Source organism: Gordonia sp. w5E2, from assembly GCF_036540975.1.
Lineage (GTDB): Bacteria > Actinomycetota > Actinomycetes > Mycobacteriales > Mycobacteriaceae > Gordonia > Gordonia jacobaea.
Map to the genome: position 1 here is coordinate 3209635 of NZ_CP144213.1, position 22556 is coordinate 3232190.

General features: G+C 66.7%; 18 protein-coding genes. 6 read left to right on the top strand and 12 right to left on the bottom strand.

Annotation, left to right across the window (positions count from 1 at the left end; translation table 11 throughout):
• Nucleotides 1-57: 57 nt before the first annotated feature.
• The 8 genes from RND64_RS14465 to RND64_RS14500 all read right to left on the bottom strand — a co-directional run bounded on the left by RND64_RS14465 (nucleotide 58) and on the right by RND64_RS14500 (nucleotide 11261).
• Nucleotides 58-1434 (bottom strand): FAD-binding oxidoreductase, encoded by a 1377-nt coding sequence (locus tag RND64_RS14465; RefSeq protein WP_049698418.1) that lies wholly within the window; start codon nucleotides 1432-1434, stop codon nucleotides 58-60.
• A gap of 146 nt (nucleotides 1435-1580) precedes the next feature.
• Nucleotides 1581-5126 (bottom strand): BTAD domain-containing putative transcriptional regulator, encoded by a 3546-nt coding sequence (locus RND64_RS14470; RefSeq protein WP_049698419.1) that lies wholly within the window; start codon nucleotides 5124-5126, stop codon nucleotides 1581-1583.
• An 8-nt stretch (nucleotides 5127-5134) separates the two neighbouring features.
• A complete protein-coding gene (locus tag RND64_RS14475; protein ID WP_049698420.1) occupies nucleotides 5135-6595 on the bottom strand; it encodes an MFS transporter in 1461 nt (486 codons plus the stop codon).
• A gap of 255 nt (nucleotides 6596-6850) precedes the next feature.
• Nucleotides 6851-7360, bottom strand: coding sequence for a DUF4334 domain-containing protein (locus tag RND64_RS14480; RefSeq protein ID WP_049698421.1), 510 nt, complete (start codon nucleotides 7358-7360; stop codon nucleotides 6851-6853).
• A gap of 126 nt (nucleotides 7361-7486) precedes the next feature.
• The gene (locus RND64_RS14485) at nucleotides 7487-8416 is read right to left on the bottom strand and encodes a lysophospholipid acyltransferase family protein (RefSeq protein WP_049698621.1); all 930 of its coding nucleotides are present in this window, start codon (nucleotides 8414-8416) and stop codon (nucleotides 7487-7489) included.
• Nucleotides 8417-8423: 7 nt separating this feature from the next.
• A complete protein-coding gene (locus RND64_RS14490; RefSeq protein WP_049698422.1) occupies nucleotides 8424-9326 on the bottom strand; it encodes a GNAT family N-acetyltransferase in 903 nt (300 codons plus the stop codon).
• 112 nt (nucleotides 9327-9438) lie between these two features.
• Nucleotides 9439-10392: an electron transfer flavoprotein subunit alpha/FixB family protein gene (locus tag RND64_RS14495; RefSeq protein WP_049698423.1), complete on the bottom strand. Its 954-nt coding sequence runs from the start codon at nucleotides 10390-10392 to the stop codon at nucleotides 9439-9441.
• A gap of 83 nt (nucleotides 10393-10475) precedes the next feature.
• Nucleotides 10476-11261: an electron transfer flavoprotein subunit beta/FixA family protein gene (locus RND64_RS14500; RefSeq protein ID WP_049698424.1), complete on the bottom strand. Its 786-nt coding sequence runs from the start codon at nucleotides 11259-11261 to the stop codon at nucleotides 10476-10478.
• 205 nt (nucleotides 11262-11466) lie between these two features.
• On the opposite strand from RND64_RS14500, the gene RND64_RS14505 reads away from it, so the two are divergent.
• The 3 genes from RND64_RS14505 to RND64_RS14515 are packed head-to-tail and all read left to right on the top strand — an operon-like array spanning nucleotide 11467 to nucleotide 15184.
• The gene (locus RND64_RS14505; protein WP_414651973.1) at nucleotides 11467-12330 is read left to right on the top strand and encodes a class I SAM-dependent methyltransferase; all 864 of its coding nucleotides are present in this window, start codon (nucleotides 11467-11469) and stop codon (nucleotides 12328-12330) included.
• Nucleotides 12331-12347: 17 nt separating this feature from the next.
• Entirely contained in the window at nucleotides 12348-13913 is a 1566-nt protein-coding gene (locus RND64_RS14510) for a 1,4-alpha-glucan branching protein domain-containing protein (protein ID WP_049698426.1), read from the top strand.
• Nucleotides 13910-15184, top strand: coding sequence for a glycosyltransferase family 4 protein (locus tag RND64_RS14515; RefSeq protein ID WP_049698427.1), 1275 nt, complete (start codon nucleotides 13910-13912; stop codon nucleotides 15182-15184). Before RND64_RS14510 ends, RND64_RS14515 begins: the two co-directional genes overlap by 4 nt.
• A 9-nt stretch (nucleotides 15185-15193) precedes the next feature.
• Here RND64_RS14515 and RND64_RS14520 read toward each other — a convergent pair whose 3' ends face one another.
• Nucleotides 15194-15949 carry an acyltransferase gene (locus RND64_RS14520; RefSeq protein WP_049698428.1) on the bottom strand — a complete coding sequence of 252 codons (756 nt, stop codon included), beginning with the start codon at nucleotides 15947-15949 and terminating at the stop codon, nucleotides 15194-15196.
• Between the two features lie 161 nt (nucleotides 15950-16110).
• Here RND64_RS14520 and RND64_RS14525 point away from each other — a divergent pair, with 161 nt between their 5' ends.
• Nucleotides 16111-17439 carry an outer membrane protein assembly factor BamB family protein gene (locus RND64_RS14525; protein WP_049698429.1) on the top strand — a complete coding sequence of 443 codons (1329 nt, stop codon included), beginning with the start codon at nucleotides 16111-16113 and terminating at the stop codon, nucleotides 17437-17439.
• On the top strand, nucleotides 17439-18728 hold the full coding sequence (locus tag RND64_RS14530; RefSeq protein WP_049698430.1) for an alpha-amylase family glycosyl hydrolase: 1290 nt from the start codon (nucleotides 17439-17441) through the stop codon (nucleotides 18726-18728). Before RND64_RS14525 ends, RND64_RS14530 begins: the two co-directional genes overlap by 1 nt.
• A gap of 95 nt (nucleotides 18729-18823) precedes the next feature.
• Here the strand turns inward: RND64_RS14530 and RND64_RS14535 are convergent, their stop codons facing one another.
• The gene (locus tag RND64_RS14535; RefSeq protein WP_049698431.1) at nucleotides 18824-20050 is read right to left on the bottom strand and encodes a THUMP-like domain-containing protein; all 1227 of its coding nucleotides are present in this window, start codon (nucleotides 20048-20050) and stop codon (nucleotides 18824-18826) included.
• 119 nt (nucleotides 20051-20169) lie between these two features.
• Between RND64_RS14535 and RND64_RS14540 the strand changes: the two genes are divergently transcribed.
• Complete coding sequence (locus tag RND64_RS14540) at nucleotides 20170-20529, top strand: hypothetical protein (protein WP_235434315.1); 360 nt, start codon at nucleotides 20170-20172, stop codon at nucleotides 20527-20529.
• Between the two features lie 52 nt (nucleotides 20530-20581).
• On the opposite strand, the gene RND64_RS14545 is transcribed toward RND64_RS14540, so the two are convergent.
• A complete protein-coding gene (locus RND64_RS14545) occupies nucleotides 20582-21568 on the bottom strand; it encodes a class I SAM-dependent methyltransferase (protein ID WP_049698432.1) in 987 nt (328 codons plus the stop codon).
• A gap of 125 nt (nucleotides 21569-21693) precedes the next feature.
• Nucleotides 21694-22482, bottom strand: a complete 789-nt coding sequence (locus RND64_RS14550) for an enoyl-CoA hydratase/isomerase family protein (protein ID WP_049698433.1) — start codon at nucleotides 22480-22482, stop codon at nucleotides 21694-21696.
• Nucleotides 22483-22556 lie beyond the last annotated feature (74 nt).

Genomic DNA, 22556 nt, shown 5'->3' on the forward strand with positions numbered 1-22556 from the left:
GCGCGAACACCCGTGACCAATTCCGTCGTGCGGAGCCGAGTTGCACCGGACCGGTGATCAGCGGGCGACCTGGCCGACACCGAGTACCCCGCCGGGGTCGTGCTGGAGCGCGAGCGCCGCCAGCCAGGCGGCCGTCTCCTCGTCGTAGCAGGACCGGACGCGCTCGGGGTCGGCGCTGGCGGTGAAGTTGGGAAGTCGTCCGCCGGTCGCCCACTCCGACATGTCGCCGATCAGCCGGTCGGCGTGCCCGGGCACGATGTCGGCGATCGGTGGCACCAGGACGCCGACGACGTGCATATTGAGCGCGGCGTCGCGGTGGCAGACCGCACTGTCGGGTCCGCGTTGCTCGGCGAACGCCCCTCCGAGCAGCCTCAGTTCCACCAGCAGTAGCGGCGAAGCGACCTCGGGCCCCGCGTGGTCGAGCAGCGTGCGCACCGCGTCGTCGGGCAGCCCCGACAGCAGCATGCCGTTCTCGTACGCAGGCTTCGGGTCGGTGGGGTCGGCATGGATCATGCCGACGGCGGCGTAGGGCATCGTGCCCACCGCGTCGAGAATCGGGGTCGCCACCGCGCGCATCGGCGCGAAGGTCGACGCCGCAGTGTCAGCATCGGCGACGCTGGCGTAGCGCACGGCGACAGTGAGCTTGCCCGCGAGCATCGGCGGAACCCCCGGCATGTCGGGCAGCCGCAGGAGCGCGATCGACGTCGACGCCTCGCGAGGAAGATCCTGTGTCCATCGTTGCCATGCCGCGAGCACCGCCGCCGCGTCAGCTCCGTCGAAATAGACTGCGCCGCCATAGAATTCCGCGATCGGCAGTAATTCGATCTCCAACTCCGTGACGATGCCGAGCGTGGCCTTCCCGCCGCGGCAACCCCAGAACAGATCGGGATCTGCATCGGCGCTGACCCGCCGGAGGCGCCCGTCACCGGTGACCATCTCGATGGCGCGCACATAATCCGACGACACCCCGACCGACCGGACGAGCGGCCCGATACCGCCGCCGGACAGAAATCCCGCTACGCCAACGCCCGGCGCCGATCCGCACAGCGGCGCAAGTCCGAACTGCGCTGCCGCCTCGATGACCCGCTGCCAGCGCACGCCTGCACCGACCCGTGCTGTCCTCGTTGCGGGGTCGATCTCACACGTGTCGAGCGCACCCGTCCGGACCAACAACGACCGTCCGTCGATCGGCGTCGCGCCGTGTCCAGTGCCATGGACGGCAACCGTCATGTCGTTAGCCGCGGCGAACGCGACTGCCGCGGCGACATCGTCGCTGCCTGCCGCGTCGACGACCGCCCACGGGCGCCTCGACACCGAGGCGTTGAAGCTCACGGTCGCGTAGCCCTCCTCGGTGGGACGGAAGACATTTCCGCGAATCCTGGCGCGCAAACCCGCGATGTCGGCTTGGTCGATCCCTGTCGGTGTCTGGGTCATGGCGATGCTCCTCGAATGTGCACGTGGCGACCGGCTGATCCGGCCGCACTCACACGATGTCGGCACACCCTTGGGATGATCTTGCGGTCTTCTTGGAGTGCACACCAGCCGATGTCCATCGTTCAGCGCACACCAATTCGTGCAGGTCAGACAATGCGCCCAGCGGTCGCCGCCGAAGCGAGTGCGCTCATGCCGGCAGCAGCAGCGAGCGCGGAGATATCGGCGAGCTCGCGCTCACGCCGCGCTCCTGCGGGCGCGCGGGATGCCGCGGCCATCCGACACCGCAGTACCCCTGGCGTACTGGCCTGGGTCTCGGACAATTCTCGCGCACGCCCGAGCGCTTCGATAGCGGCGTCGTCGTCGCCGATCAGGAAATACAACTCCGCGAGGGCGAGGTCGACCGGGCCGATGCACCCGACCTGCCCCACGGTGGCGATGCAGCGCGTGAATCGACCGAGGTACTCGATGAAGGGCTCTGCGCGATCGGTCAATTCGAGTTCGACGACGACGCCGGCCAGGATCACTGCCTGCGCGAGCGACGTCCACATCATGGGTTCTCGCTCCACCAGCCAGGCGTCGATCATCGTGATCGCGAGGTCGACGTCTCCGTGGATACCCGCAACGGTGGCGACGCCCGAGGCCAGCAGCGTCGCAACGGAATTGCCCGGCGCACCGGACACCACGGAGCGCACCCACTCCAGGCGGTCGCTTCCATCGATTCCCAGGACGTCGTCGACGATCTGCTCGAACATCCCCTCCTGCGTTGCCATCGCCATCATCGCGAGCGCACCACTACCTGCGACGTAGAGTTGCGTCTGCTGGTGGACCGCGTACGCCGTCTCGAAATGCGTACGCGCACGGTCGAATTCACCATGCCACACCGCGATGGCCGCCTCCATCCACCGCAGTTGTGCGCGCAGTATCGGTAGGCGCATTCGTTCGCTGCCGACGATCCCGCGCCGTAGGTGCCGTTCGGCGGCGTCAAGGTCGCCGAGTGTCATCGTCGCCATCGACAGCACGGAATCGACGATCACCTCATCGAGCGCCGATGACGCATGCGGAAGTTCGCGAATGGCGACACCGAGTGCGACCGCCTCCTGTGCCCGATCGGCGACACCGGAGTACGTGAGCAGGCGCGCGACCATGACGTCGGCGAGCACGTCGGAATCATCGAGCCGGCGCGCGAGCACCTCCGCACGGGCGAGAAGCGTCGCAGGAATCGCCGCGTCGCGGTTGTAGCAGGTGCCAACGGCCAACGCGCCCAATACCCGTGCGCTGCTCGCGGCGTCGCCGTCGGTGAACTCACCGACGGTCGTCAAGATGTCCTGGAGCGGGCCGGTCTCGGTTCCCGGCGCAACCCACGGCCATCCCCCGCCGGACCTGATCAACGTGGCGGCGAGACGTCCAGCCGTCTGCGGACTCCCCGAACGCATCGCGTCCGTCAGCCGTTCGCCCACCATCTCGAGCACCGTCGCGACGTTTCCGGCACGCAAATGGGCGTCGAGCAGGTCGACGAGCAGGGCATCACGCATTGCGACGTCGGCCACCGCCTGATCGGACGCCTCATATGTGCGTAGAGCGGCATCGAGCCAGTACGCGGCGTTGATCGAATCCCATCGTGACGTCGCGTCGGCCGCGACTCGACGACACGCCTCGATCACGTCGGCGACCTCGGCCAACGGCAGGGCTCGCAGGAGATGACCGGCCCGCCGCGCCAACGAAGCCGAATCCGTCGACGGCGCGAGCACGTCGGCTGTCCGCAGGTGAATTCTGCAGCGCCGCAACGTTTTGATGCCCGCCATCGCTTCTTCGCGCAGCAACGCGTGCCCGAACACGGCACGCCCGTGTCCAGCGTCGGTCACCACTATCCGCTCGTCGACGGCGTCGTCGATGCAGTCGGCGACCTCGTCGACATCACGGTCCATCACCTGAGCGAGAAGAGGGACGTCGATGTCGCCACCGCCGATGACAGCGGCATAGCCGACGACCTCACGTGTCGCGGGGTCGAGCGAGGCGAGGCGTCGATCGAGTACCGAACGGACGGCAGCCGGAACGACTTCTCGGCGTTGCGAATCCGGCAGCCGCGCATACTCTGTGACGAAGAGCGGGTTACCGCCGGTGCGGTCGACGAGCTCGTCGAGCTCGCCCTGCGAGAGCTCGACGTCGGATATCTCTCGTACCAATGCCGTGACCTCGTGGCGTGCCAACGCGGGAACATCCACGACACGACCCCCTGCCCGCACCATCGCCGAACGCAGGCGAGCGATCGCAGGCCCGCCCTCCTCGTCTCGCACCGTGACGACCACCCGCACCGCCACCCGCTGCAACGTGGTCAGGTAGACCAGCAGGTCTATCGACATCGGATCCGCCCACTGCGCGTCGTCGACGATGACGGTGACCGGTCGCGATGCAGCGCGTGACTCGAGGAGTGCCTGTACACGTTCGTACACAGCGAACCGTGCGGCGTCGGCGTCGACGCCGGGTGGAACCGACAACACCGAGTCGGCGTCGGCGTTCAGTCCGCGGCACAGTTGACGCATCGGCCACCACGCCGGAATGCCCTGGGAATCAGGACATCTCACCCACACGACGACGTCGCCGTTGGCCGACGCCATTCGAGCTGCCTCTTCGGCGAGCCTGGTCTTCCCGATCCCTGCCGCACCCCACAGCGCGAGCCATCGCGTGATCGGACCCCGGTCGTCGACGAAAAGCGTTGCCAGCGTGCGCCTCTGCGCATCACGTCCGACAAGGGTGCCTTCCGGCTCGGCCGCCACTCCTTCAACGGCGGCAGTGACGTCCGGAGCCCCGGCGTATGCGTCGCGTGCGCCGACCCCTGGCGCAGCAGGATTTTCGGCATCAGAGTTGTCGGCATCGATCCCGGTGATCGGCGAGGGCACCGTGCCGGCCCCCGACCAGCGGGGCGCGCGCGGCCACGCGGCGATTTCGGCGTCGTGGCGCAGAATGGCGCCCTGCAGATCGCGCAGTTCGTTGCCCGGGTCGAGGCCCAGTTCGTCGTCGAGTCGTCGAACATGCTCTGTGTAGGCCGCGAGCGCATCGGCACCTCGGCCCGCACGGTAGAGCGCCATCATGTGCAACCAGACAGCACGATCGCGGAGCGGATCGAGCGCGCGCAACGCCGCTGTCTCGGTGAGCGCCTGACCGGTGTCGCCGTGTGCGAGCAGCGTCGTGATGTGCGCCTCCGTGACGGAAAGTCGAGTTTCGGACGCCGCAACGGAATCGGCGCCAACCCACTTCTCGTCGGCCATATCTGCCAACAGGGGTCCACGCCACAGTCGGCGTGCCTGTTCGCAGAGTTGCAGTGCGTCATGCCAACGAGCGCCGTCGACCTCGTCGCGAATCCTGCGCGCGAGCGCGAGGTACTCGACAAGGTCGACGGAGTCGTCGGCGATGGTCAGTCGATATCCGGGATTGACCCTCTCGATGGGCGACGGCCCACCGGACTCGCCCCGCAGCGCGCGCCGCAGATTGGAGATGTAGGCCTGCAGGCTCGTCGTTGCGGCGGGCGGCGGATGCGTGCCCCACACCGAATCGATCAGCCGATCAACCGACACCACCGCGCCGCGCGCAAGGATCAACGCGCCCAGGACGATTCGCTGCTTGGGCGATCCCAGGTCGACTGTCTCGCCCGCGCGACGCACCTCGAGGGGACCGAGGATCAGATACTCCCGCATCTCTCCCCTCACACCTGTGGACCGGAATGTCGGAAAAACGGCGATTTCGAGTGTACGACCGGCATCGCAACGATGTTGGCTGTCTGAGCCGGATCGACCGACCCGACAGCATCGACACTCGCACGCGCCGACCGCATTGCCACGATCACCACGACCGCACCGAGTGCCGCGATCGCGGCGCTGATCCACAACGCGCGGCCGAGCGCGTCGACGTAGGCGGCGGGCTGTCCGCCGTTCAAGACCGACACCGCGGGAAATACCGCACCCAGTGCTGCCACGCCGAGCGCGATTCCCGACTGACGGAAGACATCGTTGACACCGGCGGCAAGACCCGCGTCGTCGTGCGCTGCCTCGGCCAACACCACCCCGCTCATCACGGGATTGAACACACCCGCACCGACGCAGGCCACGAGAAAGCCGGGCACCATGATCCAGCCACTGCTGTGCTCGCCGGCACGCGTCATCCAGACCAGTCCGGCGGCGACCGCGACCAGGGCCGTCGAGAGCAGCACCCAGGGCGCGACGCGTCCGACGACGCGATCGGTGAGACCCGCGACGACGAGCATGACCATCGTCCCCGGCAGATACACGAGGCCCGCGGCGATCGCCGACATCCCGAGCACCCCCTGCAGGTAGATGGTCACGTACACGAACACGGCGAACATCGACGCACTGATCGCGAACGTCGCGACCTGAGCTCCCGTAAAGGCAGGGTTGGTGAACATGCGCAGCGGCAGCATAGGTTGCGCGACAACGGATTCGACGACGATGAACGCAACGAGCGCGATCCCGGCGATGCCGAATGCGCTCAGGGTGACCGCATCCGCCCAACCGCGCGCGTTGGCTTCGACGAGTCCATAGGTCAGCGCACCCAGCGCGAGAACAACGCTGAGCTGACCCCAGACGTCGCCCCGTCGCGGACAACTACTCGCGGACTCGTCGATCCAGCGTGTCGCGTAGACCATTGCAATCCCCAGCGGAATGTTGACGACGAAGATCGCGCGCCAGTCGATCCAGTCGGTGAGGACGCCGCCGAGCAGTGGCCCCACAGCGAACGACGCTCCGATGGTCGCCCCATAGGCCGCCAATGCCTTGGTCCGTTCCTCTTTCCCGGGAAATGCGTTCGCCAGCAACGCAAGTGACGAGGCAAACAGCAGCGCGGCGCCGAGCCCCTGGCCGACACGAGCGGCATTCAAGGTGCCGATGTCACCCGCAGCCGCACAGACCGCGGACCCGATGGTGAACACCACGGCGCCGACGACGAAGACGCGGCGTCGGCCGATGCGGTCGGCCCATGCACCTGCGCTGAGAACGATCGTCGCCAACGCCAGCGTGTATCCATCGATCACCCATTTGAGCGAGGTCATCCCCGCGTCGAACTCGCGTGCCATCGCGGGGAGCGCTGTGTTGACCACCGCGATGTCGAGCATGAGCATCGCGGTTGCCACACACACCACGGCGAGCGTCACGCGCTGGACCGGCGTCCACCTCGGCTTTACAACGTCGGCGGGGCTGTCGGGCCGCCAGCTGGAGCCGGTTGCGTGAGCGTGTGCTGTACGAATGTGTGGCCTGTGACTGCGTTTCGTCTGCGCCATGACTTCTGCCTTTGTGTCGATCCTTCAGGGACGACGACAGAGTGCGATGACGCGCTTGGCGATCCCTTGTCGACTTCTTGACGCGGGTAATTACGGCGCAGATGTGGTTGGAGCGTCGACGCTCAGAACTCAGTCACGTTCGAGGTAGAAGTAGAAATGGCGGCCGCCGATGAGGCCGCCGGTGCCGTTCATGATGCCCATCACCGTGGTGTCGTCGACGCGCTTGAAGTGGTCGATCACCGGCTGGCCGTCGTAGACCATCGACGCAGTGACCTCGCCGCGGAACTCGATGGTCCACAGCGACGCTTCACCCTTACCGACGCGGGTGTTGGAATACAGCTCACCCGATTCGTTGCGACATACCAGCGGTTGCACCTCACTGAGCGAGATGAAGTTCTTACCGTGCCAACCGATCTTGGTCAGTAGCCCGTTCATCGCATGCCCGGTGGCGAACTCGCCACCGCGCCAACTCCCGAGCATGTCTGCCGGTCTGAGTGTCTCCAGGTCGGCCCAGACCGCGTCGAGGTCGGCGTCGGCGATGGTGCTGCGAGCGGCACGCAGCTCAACGAACCGCGCCCGTGCGGCCTCGCGGCGTGCGTCGACAGCGTTCTCGGTAGGTGTCTGCGAACTCACGGTCACGAAATCTCCCCGACGGCTGGGCGCACCGATACACACGGCGCGGCTTTTTCTCACCGTATCGGATCGAGCGATCGGGTGTGTCCGCAGTCACCGGCGCGAGTGCCGCCGTTCGTGCCCGTCGCCAACTCACGGATGAGCGTGCGCGGGAACCCCTCCGACGAGTTCGGCGCAGCGTTCGGCGAGTTCACGGCGGTCCGAACCGGGAAGTTGAGACTCGTGCACCTGGACGCGCACCGCGAGACCGCGGGTGCGCAGCACGCGTCGCAGCGTGTCGGCGGGCGAATCGTCGCCGATGAAACCTGGTGCGGCCGTGACCATTCCGGAGACTTCGAATTCAACGTGCAGCGGAATGACAGGCACTCCGGCGTCGATCGCCGCCTGGAAGAACGCGGGTCGGAAGTCACCGCGGGCACGTCCGCACCACGTGGTGCCCTCCGGGAAGACCGCCACCGAGTTGTCGGCCTGCAGTTCTGCCACCGCCCGATCGACGGTTGCGGGCAGGGTACGCAGCGAGCCGCGGTCGATCGAGATGATTCCGAGCCGCCGAGCGAGCGTCGACACGACGGGCATCGACATCACGTCGCATTTGGCGACGAACCGAGCCGGGTTGACGACGGCGACAGCGAGGATGTCGAGATATGAGATGTGATTGGAGACCACGAGCCCACGGGTGCTCGCGGAGAACGGTCGACGATCGTCGATCACCACTCGAACCCCCACCGACCACAGCAGGGTTCGCGCACTCGTGCGGATGTATGCCCGACGCAGGAGGCGCGGCAGGAACACCATGAGCGACCCCACCAGCAGGACGACGGCCGTCGATGCCGCGAGCAGCGCGACCCGAATCGCGACGACGAACACATTCGCCGGGGCGAACGGATTGTCGGCGTGGCAGAGGTCACCGCACGGGCTGGCCGGGTACCACGCGTGACGAGGAGTACCGGTCGCAGGTGACGTGGAGTCGTGGGCGGGAGCAGGATGCACTGTGGGCGCCACTGTCTGCGTTGACAGTTGTCCGGCGGACGTCGGAGGGCTGATGATCGCTGCGGCCGTCATACGAACCTCACTCTCGGGGAGATACTGCGAGTCGCGCGCCTGTCGCACGAAGTCTGTCGAGGTAGCGGGTGTTGGCGTGTTCGCGGTCGATGATCGTGACGAAGTCGCCGACGTCGAAGATCTCGTCGACCGCCGGGTCACCGCACACCGTCGCGCCGAGGCGTAGGTAGGCACGCAGCAGCGGCGGGAGGGTGAGAGTCGACGGTGGCTCGATCTCGCCGAGGGTGCGGCCGTCGATCAGTGGGGTGTGCAGCGGGAAGGTTCGCCACGGCGCCCGGTGGCGGGCGAGCACGTGGTCGCGGACGCCGCGCAGCGTCGAACCCCGCAGTTCCTCACCGGGGCCACCGAGCGGAACCGAGACGCAGCCCATCAGGTAGCGGTAGTCCGCATCGTCGAGGTATCGCAGCACCGCGGCCCAGAGCAGCGCGGTGATCGCGCCGTGGCGATGGCCCGGCGCCACGCATGCGCGACCCATCTCGACGACCGACCCGCCGATCTCGTTGATCTCGGTCAGGTCGAACTCGGTTGCCGAGTACCAGCCGCCCGCGGCGATGGCTCGCGGCGGTGCGAGCAGTCGGGCGCAGCCGAGGACGCCGTACACGTCGTCGATGGCGACGAGGTGCTCGGCGAAGTCGTCGACGTGGTCGGCGTCGCGGCGGGTTGTCGGGTCGCCGATCTGATCGGAGAAGCCCGGCTCTGCGGCGAAGACGTCGTAGCGGAGCCGTTGGACGGCGTCGATCAGCTCCGGGCACTCGGTGAGGACGATCCGCAGGCGCCCGGCATCGACCAGGGTGCGGCTGTGTGCAACACCGCGGGTGTCCAGTACGTCTGTCATGCCCCAGATGAAAGCCAGTCGCAACGACCGGCCTGCTACGTGCGCGTGACGTGTCGGGGCGCGCTCGGTGAACAGAAAGCAGCGATCCCCGGCCCAGGTGGGTCGGGGATCGCTGTGGGTGGTTTCGACAGGCTCAACCAGCGGGCCCGCTGATCGAGCGATTAACCGCTGATCGAGCTTGTCGAGATCACTTGCGCTTCTTGACCTCTTCGGTCAGCTGCGGTGCGACGTTGAAGAGGTCGCCGACGATGCCGAAGTCAGAGATCTCGAAGATCGGTGCTTCCTCATCCTTGTTGACGGCGACGATCGTCTTCGAGGTCTGCATGCCTGCGCGGTGCTGGATGGCGCCCGAGATGCCCAGGGCGACGTAGAGCTGCGGCGACACGGTCTTACCGGTCTGACCGACCTGGAACTGGCCCGGGTAGTAGCCCGAGTCGACGGCGGCACGCGAGGCGCCGACAGCGGCACCGAGCGAGTCGGCGAGTTCCTCGACGACGGAGAACTTCTCGGCGCTTCCGACGCCACGACCACCGGAGACGACGATCGACGCCTCGGTGAGCTCCGGACGGTCGCCACCGACGTTCGGCTCGACCTTGGTGATCTTCACGCCACCCTCCTGCGCCGGGACCTCGACGTCGACGCGCTCGCCCGCAGCAGCCTGCGGTGCGGCCTCGACGCCACCGGGGCGCACGGAGAAGATCGGGGTGTCGCCCTTGGCCTGCGCGTCGACGGTGAACGCGCCACCGAAGATCGAGTGGACGCCGACAGCGCCTTCCTTGACGTCGACGACGTCGGCGAGCACGCCCGAGCCGAGACGCACGGCAAGACGGCCTGCGATCTCCTTGCCGTCGGCGTTGGCCGCGACGAGGATGCCCGCGGGCGATGCCTGCTCAGCGACCGACGACAGGACGTCGACCTTGGGGCTGATCAGGTAGTTGGCGGCGTCGTCGGACTCGGCGACGTAGATCTTCTCGGCACCGGCGGCCTTGAGGTCGTCGATGATGCCGTCGGCGCCACCGGGTGCGCCGACCACGACGGCCGACGGCGTACCGAGTGCACGAGCGGCGGTGATCAGTTCGTTGGTCACCTTCTTGAGGGCGCCCTCGGCGTCCTGTTCGACCAGAACGAGTACTTCTGCCATTGTTTTGCTCCTGGATGTCTGGTGGCCTGCGGCGAGTCTGTCGACTGCGCGGGCCGGTGAGGTGGTCTCGGTGCGTTCGGCGCCTAGATGATCTTCTGGCCGACCAGGTACTCGGCAACCTTCACGCCGCCGTCGCCCTCGTCGGTGACACGCTCACCCGCGGTCTTCGGAGGCTTCGGGGTCGAGCTGGTGACGGTCGTGCCCGCATTCTCGAGGCCCACATCGGAAGGCTCGACGTCGATCTCGGCGAGGCCGACGACCTGAACTTCCTTCTTCTTGGCGGCCATGATGCCCTTGAAGGACGGGAAGCGCGGCTCGTTGATCTTCTCGTTGACGCTGACGATCGCGGGAAGCTCGGCCTCGACGTGGTAGATGCCGTCGTCGGTCTCGCGCTCACCCTTGAGAGACTCGCCCTCGACGGTCAGCTTGCGCAGATGCGTGAGGTGCGGCAGTTCGAGGTACTCGGCGATCATCGCGGGGATCGCACCGACGCGACCGTCGGTGGCCTCATTACCTGCGATGACCAGCTCGACACCCTCGACGGTGCCGAGTGCGCGGGCGAGCACGTACGCGGTCTGAACCGCGTCCGAACCGTGCAGCGCATCGTCCTTGATGTGGATGGCCTTGTCGGCACCCATCGACAGTGCCTTGCGGATGGCTTCGGTGGCACGCTCGGGACCTGCGGTGAGGATGGTGACCTCGCCTCCGTTGGCCTCCTTGATCTGCAGCGCTTCCTCGACCGCGCGCTCGTTGATCTCGTCGAGCACGGCGTCAGCGGCCTCGCGATCGAGCGTGTAGTCGGTCTCGGAGAGCTTTCGCTCGGACCAGGTGTCCGGAACCTGCTTGATCAGAACGACAATGTTTGTCATGGGTCTACGTCGACCTCCTGCGTCGGGTTCGGCAACTTACCGGCGGGTAAGGCCATCGGTCTCCACCCACTTTAGCGTCTCCTATTTTGCCTTAGAACATCGCCTACCTCACACTATGGCGGCGTTCGAACGGGCGGGATGCGACAAGTGCGGCCAGGCGAAGCGACTGCGGCACGTTCTTGGGACGGCCCCGGGTACTAGTCTCATGGGGATGATCGACGCACAGGGCTCGACAACGGACCGTCGGCCGACGGCAAACCTGGACGCATTGGACACCGATGCCCAACTCGCACTGACCGGCGAGCGGACGGTTCCCGGCATCCCGGCAGAGAACTACTGGTTCCGGCGCCACGAGATCGCCTACCGGTTCATCGCGGAGTCGTGCAGAGGGAAACAGGTTCTCGAGGCAGGCTCCGGTGAGGGCTACGGCGGCGCAATGCTCGCCGCCGCGGGCGCGACGGTCACCTGCGTCGACTACGACGCGTCGGCCGTCGAACACACCCGCAGGCGCTACCCGGAACTGACGATGATCGCCGGCAACCTGGTAGATCTCCCCCTGCCAGACGAGTCGGTCGACGTGGTCGTGAACTTCCAGGTCATCGAACACCTGTGGGACCAGGCCGCCTTCATCGCCGAGTGCCGTCGAGTGCTGCGTCCCGGCGGGCGTCTCCTCGTCTCGACGCCCAATCGCATCACCTTCTCGCCGGGCCGCGACACCCCGCTGAACCCTTTCCATACGCGTGAACTCGACGCCGCCGAGCTCACCGATCTGCTGACCGATGGCGGGCTGGAATCCGTTGTGATGCACGGCGTTTACCACGGCGCGGGCTTGGCGGAGTTGGACGCGAAGTGGGGCGGATCGCTGATCGACGCACAGATCGAGCGAGCCTTGGCGGGAGAGGACTGGCCCGCCGACCTCGTCGCCGACGTCGCCGCGATCTCCGCCGACGACTTCGTCATCCTCGAAACCTCCCCCGACAGTGCAACCGCAGACAAGGCCACCACAGACAAGGCCACCGCCGACATCGACGCGTCGCTCGACCTCTTCGCCATCGCGGTCCGACCCTGACGACCCCGGCACACCCGATGACCATTTCCTCACCCCGCACTGCGAGGCACCCACAGAGCAGCGGTAGCGCCGTGCCCGGCCAGTTCACCCTGGTGCTGCACTCTCACCTGCCGTGGCTGGCCAACCACGGTCGCTGGCCGGTCGGTGAGGAGTGGCTCTACCAGTCGTGGGCGGCGTCGTATCTTCCGGTCTTCGCCATGCTCCGACGTCTGGCCGCCGACGGATTCACCGATCAGCTCTCGCTGGGCATCACACCCGTGTTGGCCGCCCAACTCGACGACCCGCACTGCCTTCGCTCGATGCACGAGTGGCTCGCCGACTGGCAACTGCGGGCGGTGGCGGCCGCAGACAATCCGGACCCGATCCGACGCGAGCTCGCCGGGCACGAATTCCGATGTGCGGCAAGGGCGGTGGGCGACTTTGAACGCCACTGGCAACACGGTGCTAGTCCACTGATCCGAACACTGGCCGACAGCAACGTCGTCGAAATCCTCGGCGGCCCGCTCGCCCATCCGTTCGCTCCCCTGCTCGATCCGAGGTTGCGTCGATTCTCGCTCGCCGAGGGGCTTGCCGACGCTCGATCACGATGGGGTACTGCGCCGCAAGGGATCTGGGCGCCCGAGTGCGCGTTCACGCCGGGAATGGAGTCCGAGTATTCCGCTGCGGGCGTACGACATTTCATGGTCGACGGCCCCGCGCTGCACGGCGACACCTCGCTCGCGCGACCCGTCGGGGACTCCGACGTCCTCGCCTTCGGCCGCGACCTGACCGTGAGTTATCAAGTGTGGTCGCCCAAATCGGGATATCCGGGCCACTCCGCCTACCGCGACTTCCACACCTACGACCACACGACCGGCTTCAAGATGTCGCGCGTGACCGGCAAAACCGTTGCGGCGCACAATAAGAAGCCCTACGACCCCGACCGCGTCGCGCCGGTGATCGATCGCCAGGTCGACGACTTCGTCGAACACGTTCGCGCACGCCTGATCTCGGAATCGGAGCGGATCGGCCGACCCGCGCTGGTCGTCGCAGCGTTCGACACCGAGTTGTTCGGGCACTGGTGGCATGAGGGACCCGCGTGGCTCGAACAGGTGCTTCGACGCCTCCCCGAAGCCGGGGTGCGCGTCGGGACGATGGCATCCGCAGCGGCCGATGGCCTTGTCGGAGAAACGGTTTCCCTCACCGACAGCTCGTGGGGTTCCGGCAAGGATTGGCGTGTATGGAACGGGCCGCAGGTCGAGCACCTCGTCGAACTCAACGCAGAGGTCGTCGAGACAGCACTCGACACCGTCGACAAACTTCTCGACGCGGGGACGGGTCGTGATCGCGTTGCCGATCAGATCATCCGGGAGACACTGCTGACCGTCTCGTCGGACTGGCCCTTCATGGTGTCGAAAGACACCGCGGCCGAGTACGCGGTGCGTCGAGCCCACACCCATGCGCACGCCACGCGTGAGATCGCCGACGCCGCGCTACGCGGACGCACCGAGCAGGCAACGCGTCTCGCCGCCAATTGGAATCTCGCCGACGGCCTGTTCGCCGACCTCGACGCCCGTCGGCTCCGCGGAGACGAGCGCGCATGAGAGTGCTACTCGTTTCCTGGGAGTACCCACCGGTCGTGGTGGGTGGGCTCGGCAGGCACGTGCATCACCTCGCCACCGAGCTCGCCGCCATCGGGCACGACGTCGCGGTTCTGACGCGCAAGCCGTCGGGTACCGACGCACTCACTCACCCGACCACCGACACCGTCGTCGAGGGCGTGCGGGTAATCGCCGTTGCAGAGGACCCGCCAGAGTTCGAATTCGGGCAAGACATGATGGCGTGGACACTCGCCATGGGTCACGCCTTCGTCCGCGCCGGACTCGGCATCCTCACTGCAGGCATCCTCACTGCAGACTCGGACTCGCGCTGGACGCCCGAGGTGGTGCACGCCCACGACTGGCTCGTAGCGCACCCGGCGATCACGCTCGCCGAACTGTTCGACGTCCCCCTCGTCTCGACGATCCACGCCACCGAGGCGGGCAGACACAGCGGCTGGGTCAGCGGACGAACCAACCGTCAGGTGCACTCGGTCGAGTGGTGGCTCGCCAACGAGTCCGACGCTCTCATCGCCTGCTCGGCGTCGATGCGTGACGAGGTCACCAGACTCTTCGGGCCTGGGCTGCCCGACGTCCAGGTCATCCACAACGGTATCGACGTCGACACCTGGCCATACGCCGAACGGGCACGCACGCAGGGACCCGCGGAGTTGCTGTTCGCCGGGCGCCTCGAATACGAGAAGGGCGTGCAGGATCTTCTCGCCGCGCTCCCCCGGATCCGACGCACTCATCCCGGCACCACGCTGACCATTGCGGGCGACGGCACTCAGTACGACTGGCTCGTCGATACCGCTCGCCGCCACCGGGTGTCGCGCGCGGTGCGGTTCCTCGGCGGCGTCGGCCACGACGAACTCGTCGACCTGATGCACCGGTGCGACGCGATCGTGTTGCCCTCTCGGTACGAGCCCTTCGGCATCGTCGCGCTTGAAGCCGCCGCCACCGGTGCGCCTCTCGTGGTCTCCACTGCGGGCGGACTCGGCGAGGCCGTCGTGGCGCCGGTGACAGGCCTGACGTTCACTCCGGGCGACGTCGCGGGTCTGACCGCTGCCGTTCGGTCATCCCTGTCCGATCCGGTGCAGGCTGCTGCACGCGCACGACGCGCCCGGGCGCGCTTGACCGCCGAGTTCTCCTGGCGGGAGGTGGCCGAACGCACCAGCGGCGTCTACCTCTCCGCAAAGCGTCGAGTCCGCCATCCCGTCGGACGCCCATTCATCGCCGAAAGGCCGCTCCCGGAACGCGATCCAGGGCAGGCCTGAGCAGACGTGTCAGGCGCCGGGCCCCTGGCGGGCTTGCGCCTTCTTGCGTTCGATGTCGGCAAGTGCGCGTTCGAGTTCGGCGCGCTCCTCGGCATTCGTGGCCCAGTCGTCCTTGCGGTTCTTCACGACGCGCGCGGGCGCGCCCACGGCGATCGAGTAGGCGGGGATCACGCCCTTGACCACGGCGTGCGACCCGAGCACGCACCCTCGCCCGACGATCGTGTTGCGCAGGACCGAAACCTTCGCGGCCACCCAGGTGTCGGCGCCGATGCGGACCGGACCCTTCACGATCCCCTGGTCTTTGATGGGCAGCGTGATGTCGTCGGTCTTGTGGTCGAAGTCGCAGATGTAGCACCAGTCGGCGACGAGCACCGACCCGCCGATCTCGAGGTCGAGGTAGGAGTTCACCACGTTGTTGCAGCCGAAGACCGTCTTGTCGCCGATGCGCATCGTGCCCTCGTGACAGCGGATCGAGTTGCCGTCACCGATGTGAACCCAGCGTCCGATCTCCATCCTGCTCAGTTCCGGCGTCGCATGGATCTCGACGTTGCGTCCGAGGAAGAGCATTCCCCTGAGCACGATGTGCGGGTTGGCCATCCGGAACCGCGCGAGCCGGTAGTACCGAACCAGATACCAGGGGGTGTACGCCTTGTTGCGCAACACCCAGCGGAGCGAATCGAGGGTGAGGAATCGTGCCTGGCGCGGGTCGCGGCGTCGACCTGCTCGCCACCGCGACCGATACGAGGCGTTCCACATCGTCGTCATGACGACTCACCATAATCGACGCCGCTGCCGGCTTCGGCGGCGGAGCCGCGGCTTCAGTGGGCAGCGGAGCCGCCGTGCGAACCAGCGGCGAAGCGTCGCACGATAGGCTCAACTGCTGGCGTCCCGGTGCAGTGCCGGAGACCGAACATGACGGGAGCAGGATGGCTGTGGTTGGCCCCCGGATTCGGGTACCGCGACGGGTTCTGGCGCCGCTGGCGCTCCTGCTCGGTGCCGTGGTGGCACTCAGCGCCTGCTCGGACGGGCACATCGACGTCCGTTCGGTGGCGAGCCCCGGCTGGGCCAGCTACGGCGGCAACGGCGCGAACTCGAACTACACCTATCCGTCGATCCCCGACGACCTCACCCTGAGCTGGACCCGCCCGACAGGCGGCCCGGTGACCGCACCTCTCACGCTGTCCAACCAATCGAACGTCAACGTCACCGCGAATACCGCCAACGGTTGCAACCTGCTCGCCCTCGATCCCAACTCGGGGCGTATGAACTTCTGCAAACGGATGCGTGCGGGCATCGAGGGAAATTCGACGCTGCTCGACCAGTTCGACCAGCCGTACGTCGGTGAGGAGACCACCTTCGTGGCGTTCAACGCCGGCGGCGCGATCCGCTGGCGGATGCCGGTGATCGGCGTACCGCTGTCGGCCAAGTTCGCGGCGCCCGGCGAGGTACTCGTGGTGACCACCCAGGGTCAGATCCTGATGCTCAACACCCAGAACAGCGACTTCACCGCACCCGAGGTGCGCCTGCGCCCCGAGGCCGACCCCGGCGACCCGCTCTGGGGCTACGGCGACTGCGTCAGCAACGGCCCACGCTGCGCCGTGCCCGCACCGCCCGCCGTCGACGAACAGCACAGCCGGTTCTTCCTGAACTTCTGGCCGACGGGTGCGATCGCGTCGCAGATCCGCGGCTTCTCCTACGCGAAGCAGAACGACGGTCGTGTTGTCCGGGAGATCTGGCATGCCGACGTTCCCGGCGGTGTGATCGGCGCACCGACACTGTCAGCCGACGGCAACACCCTCTACACGTTCAGCCGACTCGGCCAGGTCGTCGCGCTCGACGCCGCCACCGGTAAGACCAAGTGGACCTACGACAACGGCGGCTACGGATTCGCATCCATGACCGTCTCCCCCGACGGCCTGATCATCCCGACCGGTGTCATCGGCGCCCCGCTGACCCTGCTCCGCGACCGCGGCGACAAAGCCGAGCAGGTGTGGCAGCGCAAGGATCTCGCCGTGGTGAGCCTGTCGACCCTCACGTCATCGAAGACCGCGTGGACCGTCGTACGCGATCAGGGCAAGAACTCGCTGTCGCTGGTCGAGGTCGACACGTCGAACGGTGCCACGAAGCGCACCGTGGCGATGCCCGGCGCAGAGGGATTCACGACGGGGGTCGCGGTGTCGCCGTCGGGACAGATCGCCACGGCCACGAACATCGGCGAGGTGTTCTTCTTCGACTCGAAGAAGAACATCGACTGATGACAGCCACCACGCCGGACTGGGTCGCGACGTCGATCTGGTGGCACGTGTACCCACTCGGTGCACTGGGCGCCGACACGACCGGCGTCGACCGGACCTGCCGACGCCCGCTGTCGGCACTCATCGACTGGCTCGACTACGCAGTCGCGTTGGGAGTCAACGGGATCGCGCTCGGTCCGATCTTCCAGTCCGCGACCCACGGCTACGACACCCTGGACTACTTCACCATCGACGAACGACTCGGCGACCGAGCCGATTTCGACGCCCTCGTCTCCGCATGCCGGTCGCGCGGCATCAGGATCATGCTCGACGGTGTGTTCAATCACGTGTCACGCCAGCATGATCGAGTTGCCGACGGTTCGAGCTGGGCGCGTCGCCAACGTGACGGCACCGTGCGCACCTTCGAAGGTCACGACGATCTGGTCGCGCTCGATCATCGCAATCCCGAGGTCGCCGACCTGGTCGTCGACGTCATGTGCCATTGGCTCGACGCCGGCGCCGACGCATGGCGTCTCGACGCTGCCTATGCGGTCCCATCTGCCTTCTGGCGCACCGTTTTACCCCGTGTGCGTGGGCGATTCGCCGACACCTACGTGCTCGCGGAGGTCATTCACGGCGACTATCCCGGATTCGTCTCCGACAGTGGTGTCGACTCGGTAACCCAGTACGAGCTGTGGAAAGCCGTGTGGAGCAGCATCATCGATGCCAACATGCACGAACTGCAGTGGGCGCTGACACGCCACGACGAGATGCTGACCACGTTTGTACCGTGGACGTTCGTCGGCAATCACGACGTGACCCGCATTGCGACCCGACTCGCCCAGCGTTCCGCTGATCTCGCCGTCGTGCTCCTGGCCACCCTGCCCGGCACCCCTGCGATCTACTACGGCGACGAATTGGATTGGACCGGAACGAAAGAAGAACGCGTCGGCGGCGACGACGCGATCCGGCCGCCGCTGCCGCAGACACCTCCCGACGACGCGGCGCTGCCCGCAATCTACCGACTCCACCAGCGGCTGCTGGGACTTCGACGCCGCTTCTCCGACATCGAGCACGCGCGCGTGCAAACACTCGACGTGAACCAGGGCCTACTGGTCTACCGCGTGCACACCGAACAGCCGATCACTGTGGCACTCAACGCCGCTCAAGCACCCGGTGACGTGACTGTCGAGCTGGGTACCACCGGCCACCTCGAGTCTGAAGCGTCTCATCGCGAGGGCGACTCGATCCACCTCGAGCCGGGCGGCTGGTACATCGCCGGTACCGAGCTCTCGCAGGACAAGTCGTAATCACATCGCGGCCGCGCAGAAAGTTACGCCTTGTGGGTCGCTCGCATGTACCGGTACGCGCGGAGGACCCGAGGGGTGTGGTTTTCTGCGCGCGACTAGCGCGCCCTGGCGCCGGCCTCGCACAGGAACCCGACGCCCTTGCGGCCAATGCGGGTGAGCACGAGCGCCAGTGATCGCGACCCCTTGAGGCGCAACCGCTTCCGCAACGCGTCGGGGTCGACGTCGAGTCCGCGGACGAGGATCTCCAACGTTCCGCAGTCGTGCGCGGCGAGGGTCTTGCGCAACACCTTCTCCGACGTCGAAACCTCCTCGATGACCTCGAATCCCCTCTCCCCCAGCGGCACCTGCTCGCCGGTGAGGTATGCGATCTGCGGGTCGAGTTGCCGCAACCCGTGCCGCGCGGCGTACTGACGCACCAGTCCCGCGCGGACAACAGCGCCGTCTGGGTCGACAATCCACCGACCGACAGGACCGTGTTGGTCGACGTCGTCGGGCTCGTCGTCGGTGACCTCGAAACCGCCCACAACGCCGTCGCTACCGGTACGCAGCACCGTTGCCCGTGTTCGGTCGACGATCCCCGGTCCGCTCCAGAGGCAGGCTTCACGGACACCACCGTCGAGCGAGGTGATCTGCACTTCCCCGGTGAAACCGAAGCGGTTGCGCAGCGCCCGATAGTCAAGCCCCGGAGCACATTTGACGATCACGACGCGACCCGAGTAGGTCATCAAGACGTCGGGAAGCGGCGGCGTGAGTTGATCGAGCCGGAAGATCCGTCCCGCACCGGACCGTCGGGCAGGGTCGGCGATCACCACGTCGGCCGTCGACGTGGGGGTCAGTGCATCGGCGACGAGAAGCGCAGTCGGAGTGGGCAACTGACCGAGGACGCGCCGATTGTGTTGCGCCATGGACAGTCTCACGTGATCGAGGTCGCTCCCGATCACGCCGGCGATCCCATCCTGTGATGCGAGTTCGACGACCTCACCGCCGATCGAACACGTGATGTCGTGGATCACCGCTCCGGGGAAACGCTGCGCGATCTCGGCGGCGCGATGTGCCGCAACCACACTCGGCGTCGCCTGCTGAAGAGCATCGTCGGTGAGCAGCCACTGATCGGCGTCGCGCAGTTTGCGCGCAGCTCTGCGGCGATCACGCACCGTCTCGATGAGCGCGGCGTCGTGAGGCGCGTAGCGTCGTCGCGCCGCTTCGACGTCGGCGATCATCGACGACGGCGTCAACGCCATACCCGAGACGACGTCGAGCGCCTTCTCGCCGTAACGACCACGAAGGAAGGCGACATCGTCGAGCGTGAATTCGTATCCCACAGTCGCAACTCCCCTGGCGCGTGCCGGTTCCACAGACACCTTGGCACATGAGCGGTGAGCACAGGCGCTCGGGCATGCCCGATATTGACTATTAGGTAAGGCTAAGCAACTATGAGGCCGTGAACAGGAAGAGAATCGTCATGGTCGGCACACTCGTCGGGGCGGCGGCCGTCATCGGAACCGCAGTCGGTGCAGCGAATGCGGAGGCCAAGGTCGCAGAAGGGCGCTACAACTTCTGCGTGAAGACCCAGTACGGAAGCTCCGTCGACGAGCGATGCAACGAATACAGAGTGGTGGGCAACCAACTGATCGGCCCGGCCAATCAGCCGCTGCAACTCATCGACACCCCCAACGGTGCCGTCGCCGTGATCCCACCCGCCAGCGGGCTGGTCATCACGAAGAACGCCAACGGATACAAGATCGTCAACACGATCCTCGGCATCCCCGTCGCGACGTCGCAGTTGACGCCCCTGGGCTGATCCGCCACGCCGCGCCGGGAGCCCGAGCCGCAGTCCGCAGATCACCCGCCGATCACTTCGGCTTGTACCCGCTCACTACCACGTTGTAGAAGAACTTCGGCGGCACAACCTTGCGCAGGACGTTCTCGTCGAGCCAGGTCATCCGCTTCCACCCGCCGAAGGCGAATCCGGCCCAACCCCAACCGAGCTTCTCCGACGGCACGGCGGCCTCGAAGGTGCGGACGGGCCAGCCGAGCATCGCGGCGGCCAACTCTTCGGTCGCGGTCTCGACCCGGGCTGCCCCGGCCGAACGCGCGATGTCTGCCAACTCGTCGGGATCGAAGGTGTGGATGTCGACAACGGCCTCGAGCGCCGCCGCGCGCGACGACTCGTCGAGCTCCTCCTGCGGTCGACGCCACGCCTTGAGCGGGCCGAACTTGGTGACGTGGGTGGTGGCCCACCAGGTGGCCCGGCTCATCCACCGGGCGTAGAAGTCGCCGATCGTCGACGGCTCGCCCGCGAACACGAAGCGTCCGCCCGGCTTGAGCACACGAAGCACTTCGCTCAACGCCTGCTCGACGTCGGGGATGTGGTGCAGCACCGCGTGACCGACGACGAGGTCGAAGGTGTTGTCGTCGTAGGGAATACGCTCGGCGTCGGCGACCCGGCCGTCGACGTCGAGGCCGAGGTTCTCCGCGTTGCGCAGCGCGACTTTGACCATTCCCGGCGAGAGATCGGTGACCGAGCCCTTCTTCGCGACACCGGACTGCAACAGGTTGAGCAGGAAAAATCCTGTGCCACAACCGAGTTCCATTGCCCGCTCGTAGGGCAGCGACTCGTCGGCGGCAACGGCGTCGAACCTGCCACGCGCATAGTCGATGCACCGTTCGTCGAAGCTGATCGACCACTTCTCGTCGTAGGTCTCGGCCTCCCAGTCGTGGTAGAGCACCTGCGCGAGCTTGGTGTCTTCCAGCGCGGCCTTGACCTGCTCCTCGGTGGCATGCGGATTAGGCGCCGGATCGACGTGATCTGCTGCCGACTCGTTCTCCGTGGTCGTCATGTCTCCTACTTTCGCCCTATCCTGTGTCGTCGCGACGGCTCTGGCTGTCGCGACAGCGATTCCTACTCGCCGGTAATGACACGTTGCCGTTGAACCCTACCCGCCGTCGAATGCAGGACCAGCGGTCACTTCCCGGTGAACTGCGCCTTGCCCGGCCCGTTGGCGATGAACGAATCCATGCCGATCTTGCGATCGTCGGTGGCAAAGAGCGCCGCGAACTGCTGTTCCTCGATCTTCAGTCCGGTCTCCAGGTCGACGCCGAGCCCCTGGTCGACCGACCTCTTCGCCGCTGCCAGCGCCAGGCTCGCGGCATTACGGAACTGCCCGGCCCACGCCAGTGCTGCGTTGTAGACCTCGTCGGGCGCGACGACCTCGTCGACCAGGCCGATCCTCAGCGCCTCTTCTGCCCCGACGAAGCGGCCCGTGAAAATCATGTCCTTCGCCTTAGCGGGGCCGACGAGACGCGCCAGTCGCTGCGTGCCGCCGCCGCCGGGAATCACGCCGAGGAGCGCCTCGGGGACGCCCAGCTTCGCGTTGTCGCCCGCGATACGACGGTCGGCGCCGAGCGCCACCTCGAGCCCGCCACCGAGTGCGTATCCGGTGATCGCGGCGACGGTCGGCTTGGGGATCTCGGAGATCGAACCCAGCGCACGCTGCAGGCGACCGGCCACCTTCGACATCTCGGCGAACGTCATGTCGGTCATCTCTTTGATGTCGGCGCCTGCCGCCAACACCTTGGGTCCGCCGTAGACGACGACGGCCTTGATGTCGGAACGGTCGGTCGCCTCGTGTGCCGCCGCCTCCAACTCGGTCTGGACCTGCCGGTTCAGCGCGTTCATCGGCGGACGGTTGAGCAGGATCGTTCCCACTCCCGGATGGTCGTCAGAGGTCTCTAGGGTCACGAACTCAGGCATGTGTCGAAGGCTACCGTCCAGCGACGCCCAGCCGTGATGTGGGCCACCGCCGAGACCCGACGACCTACAGTTGG

Excerpts from the sequence above, each read along its gene's own strand:
- RND64_RS14550 (WP_049698433.1), bottom strand. The coding sequence starts at position 22,482 with ATGCCTGAGTTCGTGACCCTAGAGACCTCTGACGACCATCCGGGAGTG.
- RND64_RS14465 (WP_049698418.1), bottom strand. The coding sequence starts at position 1,434 with ATGACCCAGACACCGACAGGGATCGACCAAGCCGACATCGCGGGTTTG.
- RND64_RS14500 (WP_049698424.1), bottom strand. The coding sequence starts at position 11,261 with ATGACAAACATTGTCGTTCTGATCAAGCAGGTTCCGGACACCTGGTCC.
- RND64_RS14515 (WP_049698427.1), top strand. The coding sequence starts at position 13,910 with ATGAGAGTGCTACTCGTTTCCTGGGAGTACCCACCGGTCGTGGTGGGT.
- RND64_RS14525 (WP_049698429.1), top strand. The coding sequence starts at position 16,111 with ATGGCTGTGGTTGGCCCCCGGATTCGGGTACCGCGACGGGTTCTGGCG.
- RND64_RS14520 (WP_049698428.1), bottom strand. The coding sequence starts at position 15,949 with ATGACGACGATGTGGAACGCCTCGTATCGGTCGCGGTGGCGAGCAGGT.
- RND64_RS14510 (WP_049698426.1), top strand. The coding sequence starts at position 12,348 with ATGACCATTTCCTCACCCCGCACTGCGAGGCACCCACAGAGCAGCGGT.
- RND64_RS14470 (WP_049698419.1), bottom strand. The coding sequence starts at position 5,126 with ATGCGGGAGTATCTGATCCTCGGTCCCCTCGAGGTGCGTCGCGCGGGC.
- RND64_RS14485 (WP_049698621.1), bottom strand. The coding sequence starts at position 8,416 with ATGACGGCCGCAGCGATCATCAGCCCTCCGACGTCCGCCGGACAACTG.
- RND64_RS14545 (WP_049698432.1), bottom strand. The coding sequence starts at position 21,568 with ATGACGACCACGGAGAACGAGTCGGCAGCAGATCACGTCGATCCGGCG.
- RND64_RS14530 (WP_049698430.1), top strand. The coding sequence starts at position 17,439 with ATGACAGCCACCACGCCGGACTGGGTCGCGACGTCGATCTGGTGGCAC.
- RND64_RS14505 (WP_414651973.1), top strand. The coding sequence starts at position 11,467 with ATGGGGATGATCGACGCACAGGGCTCGACAACGGACCGTCGGCCGACG.
- RND64_RS14495 (WP_049698423.1), bottom strand. The coding sequence starts at position 10,392 with ATGGCAGAAGTACTCGTTCTGGTCGAACAGGACGCCGAGGGCGCCCTC.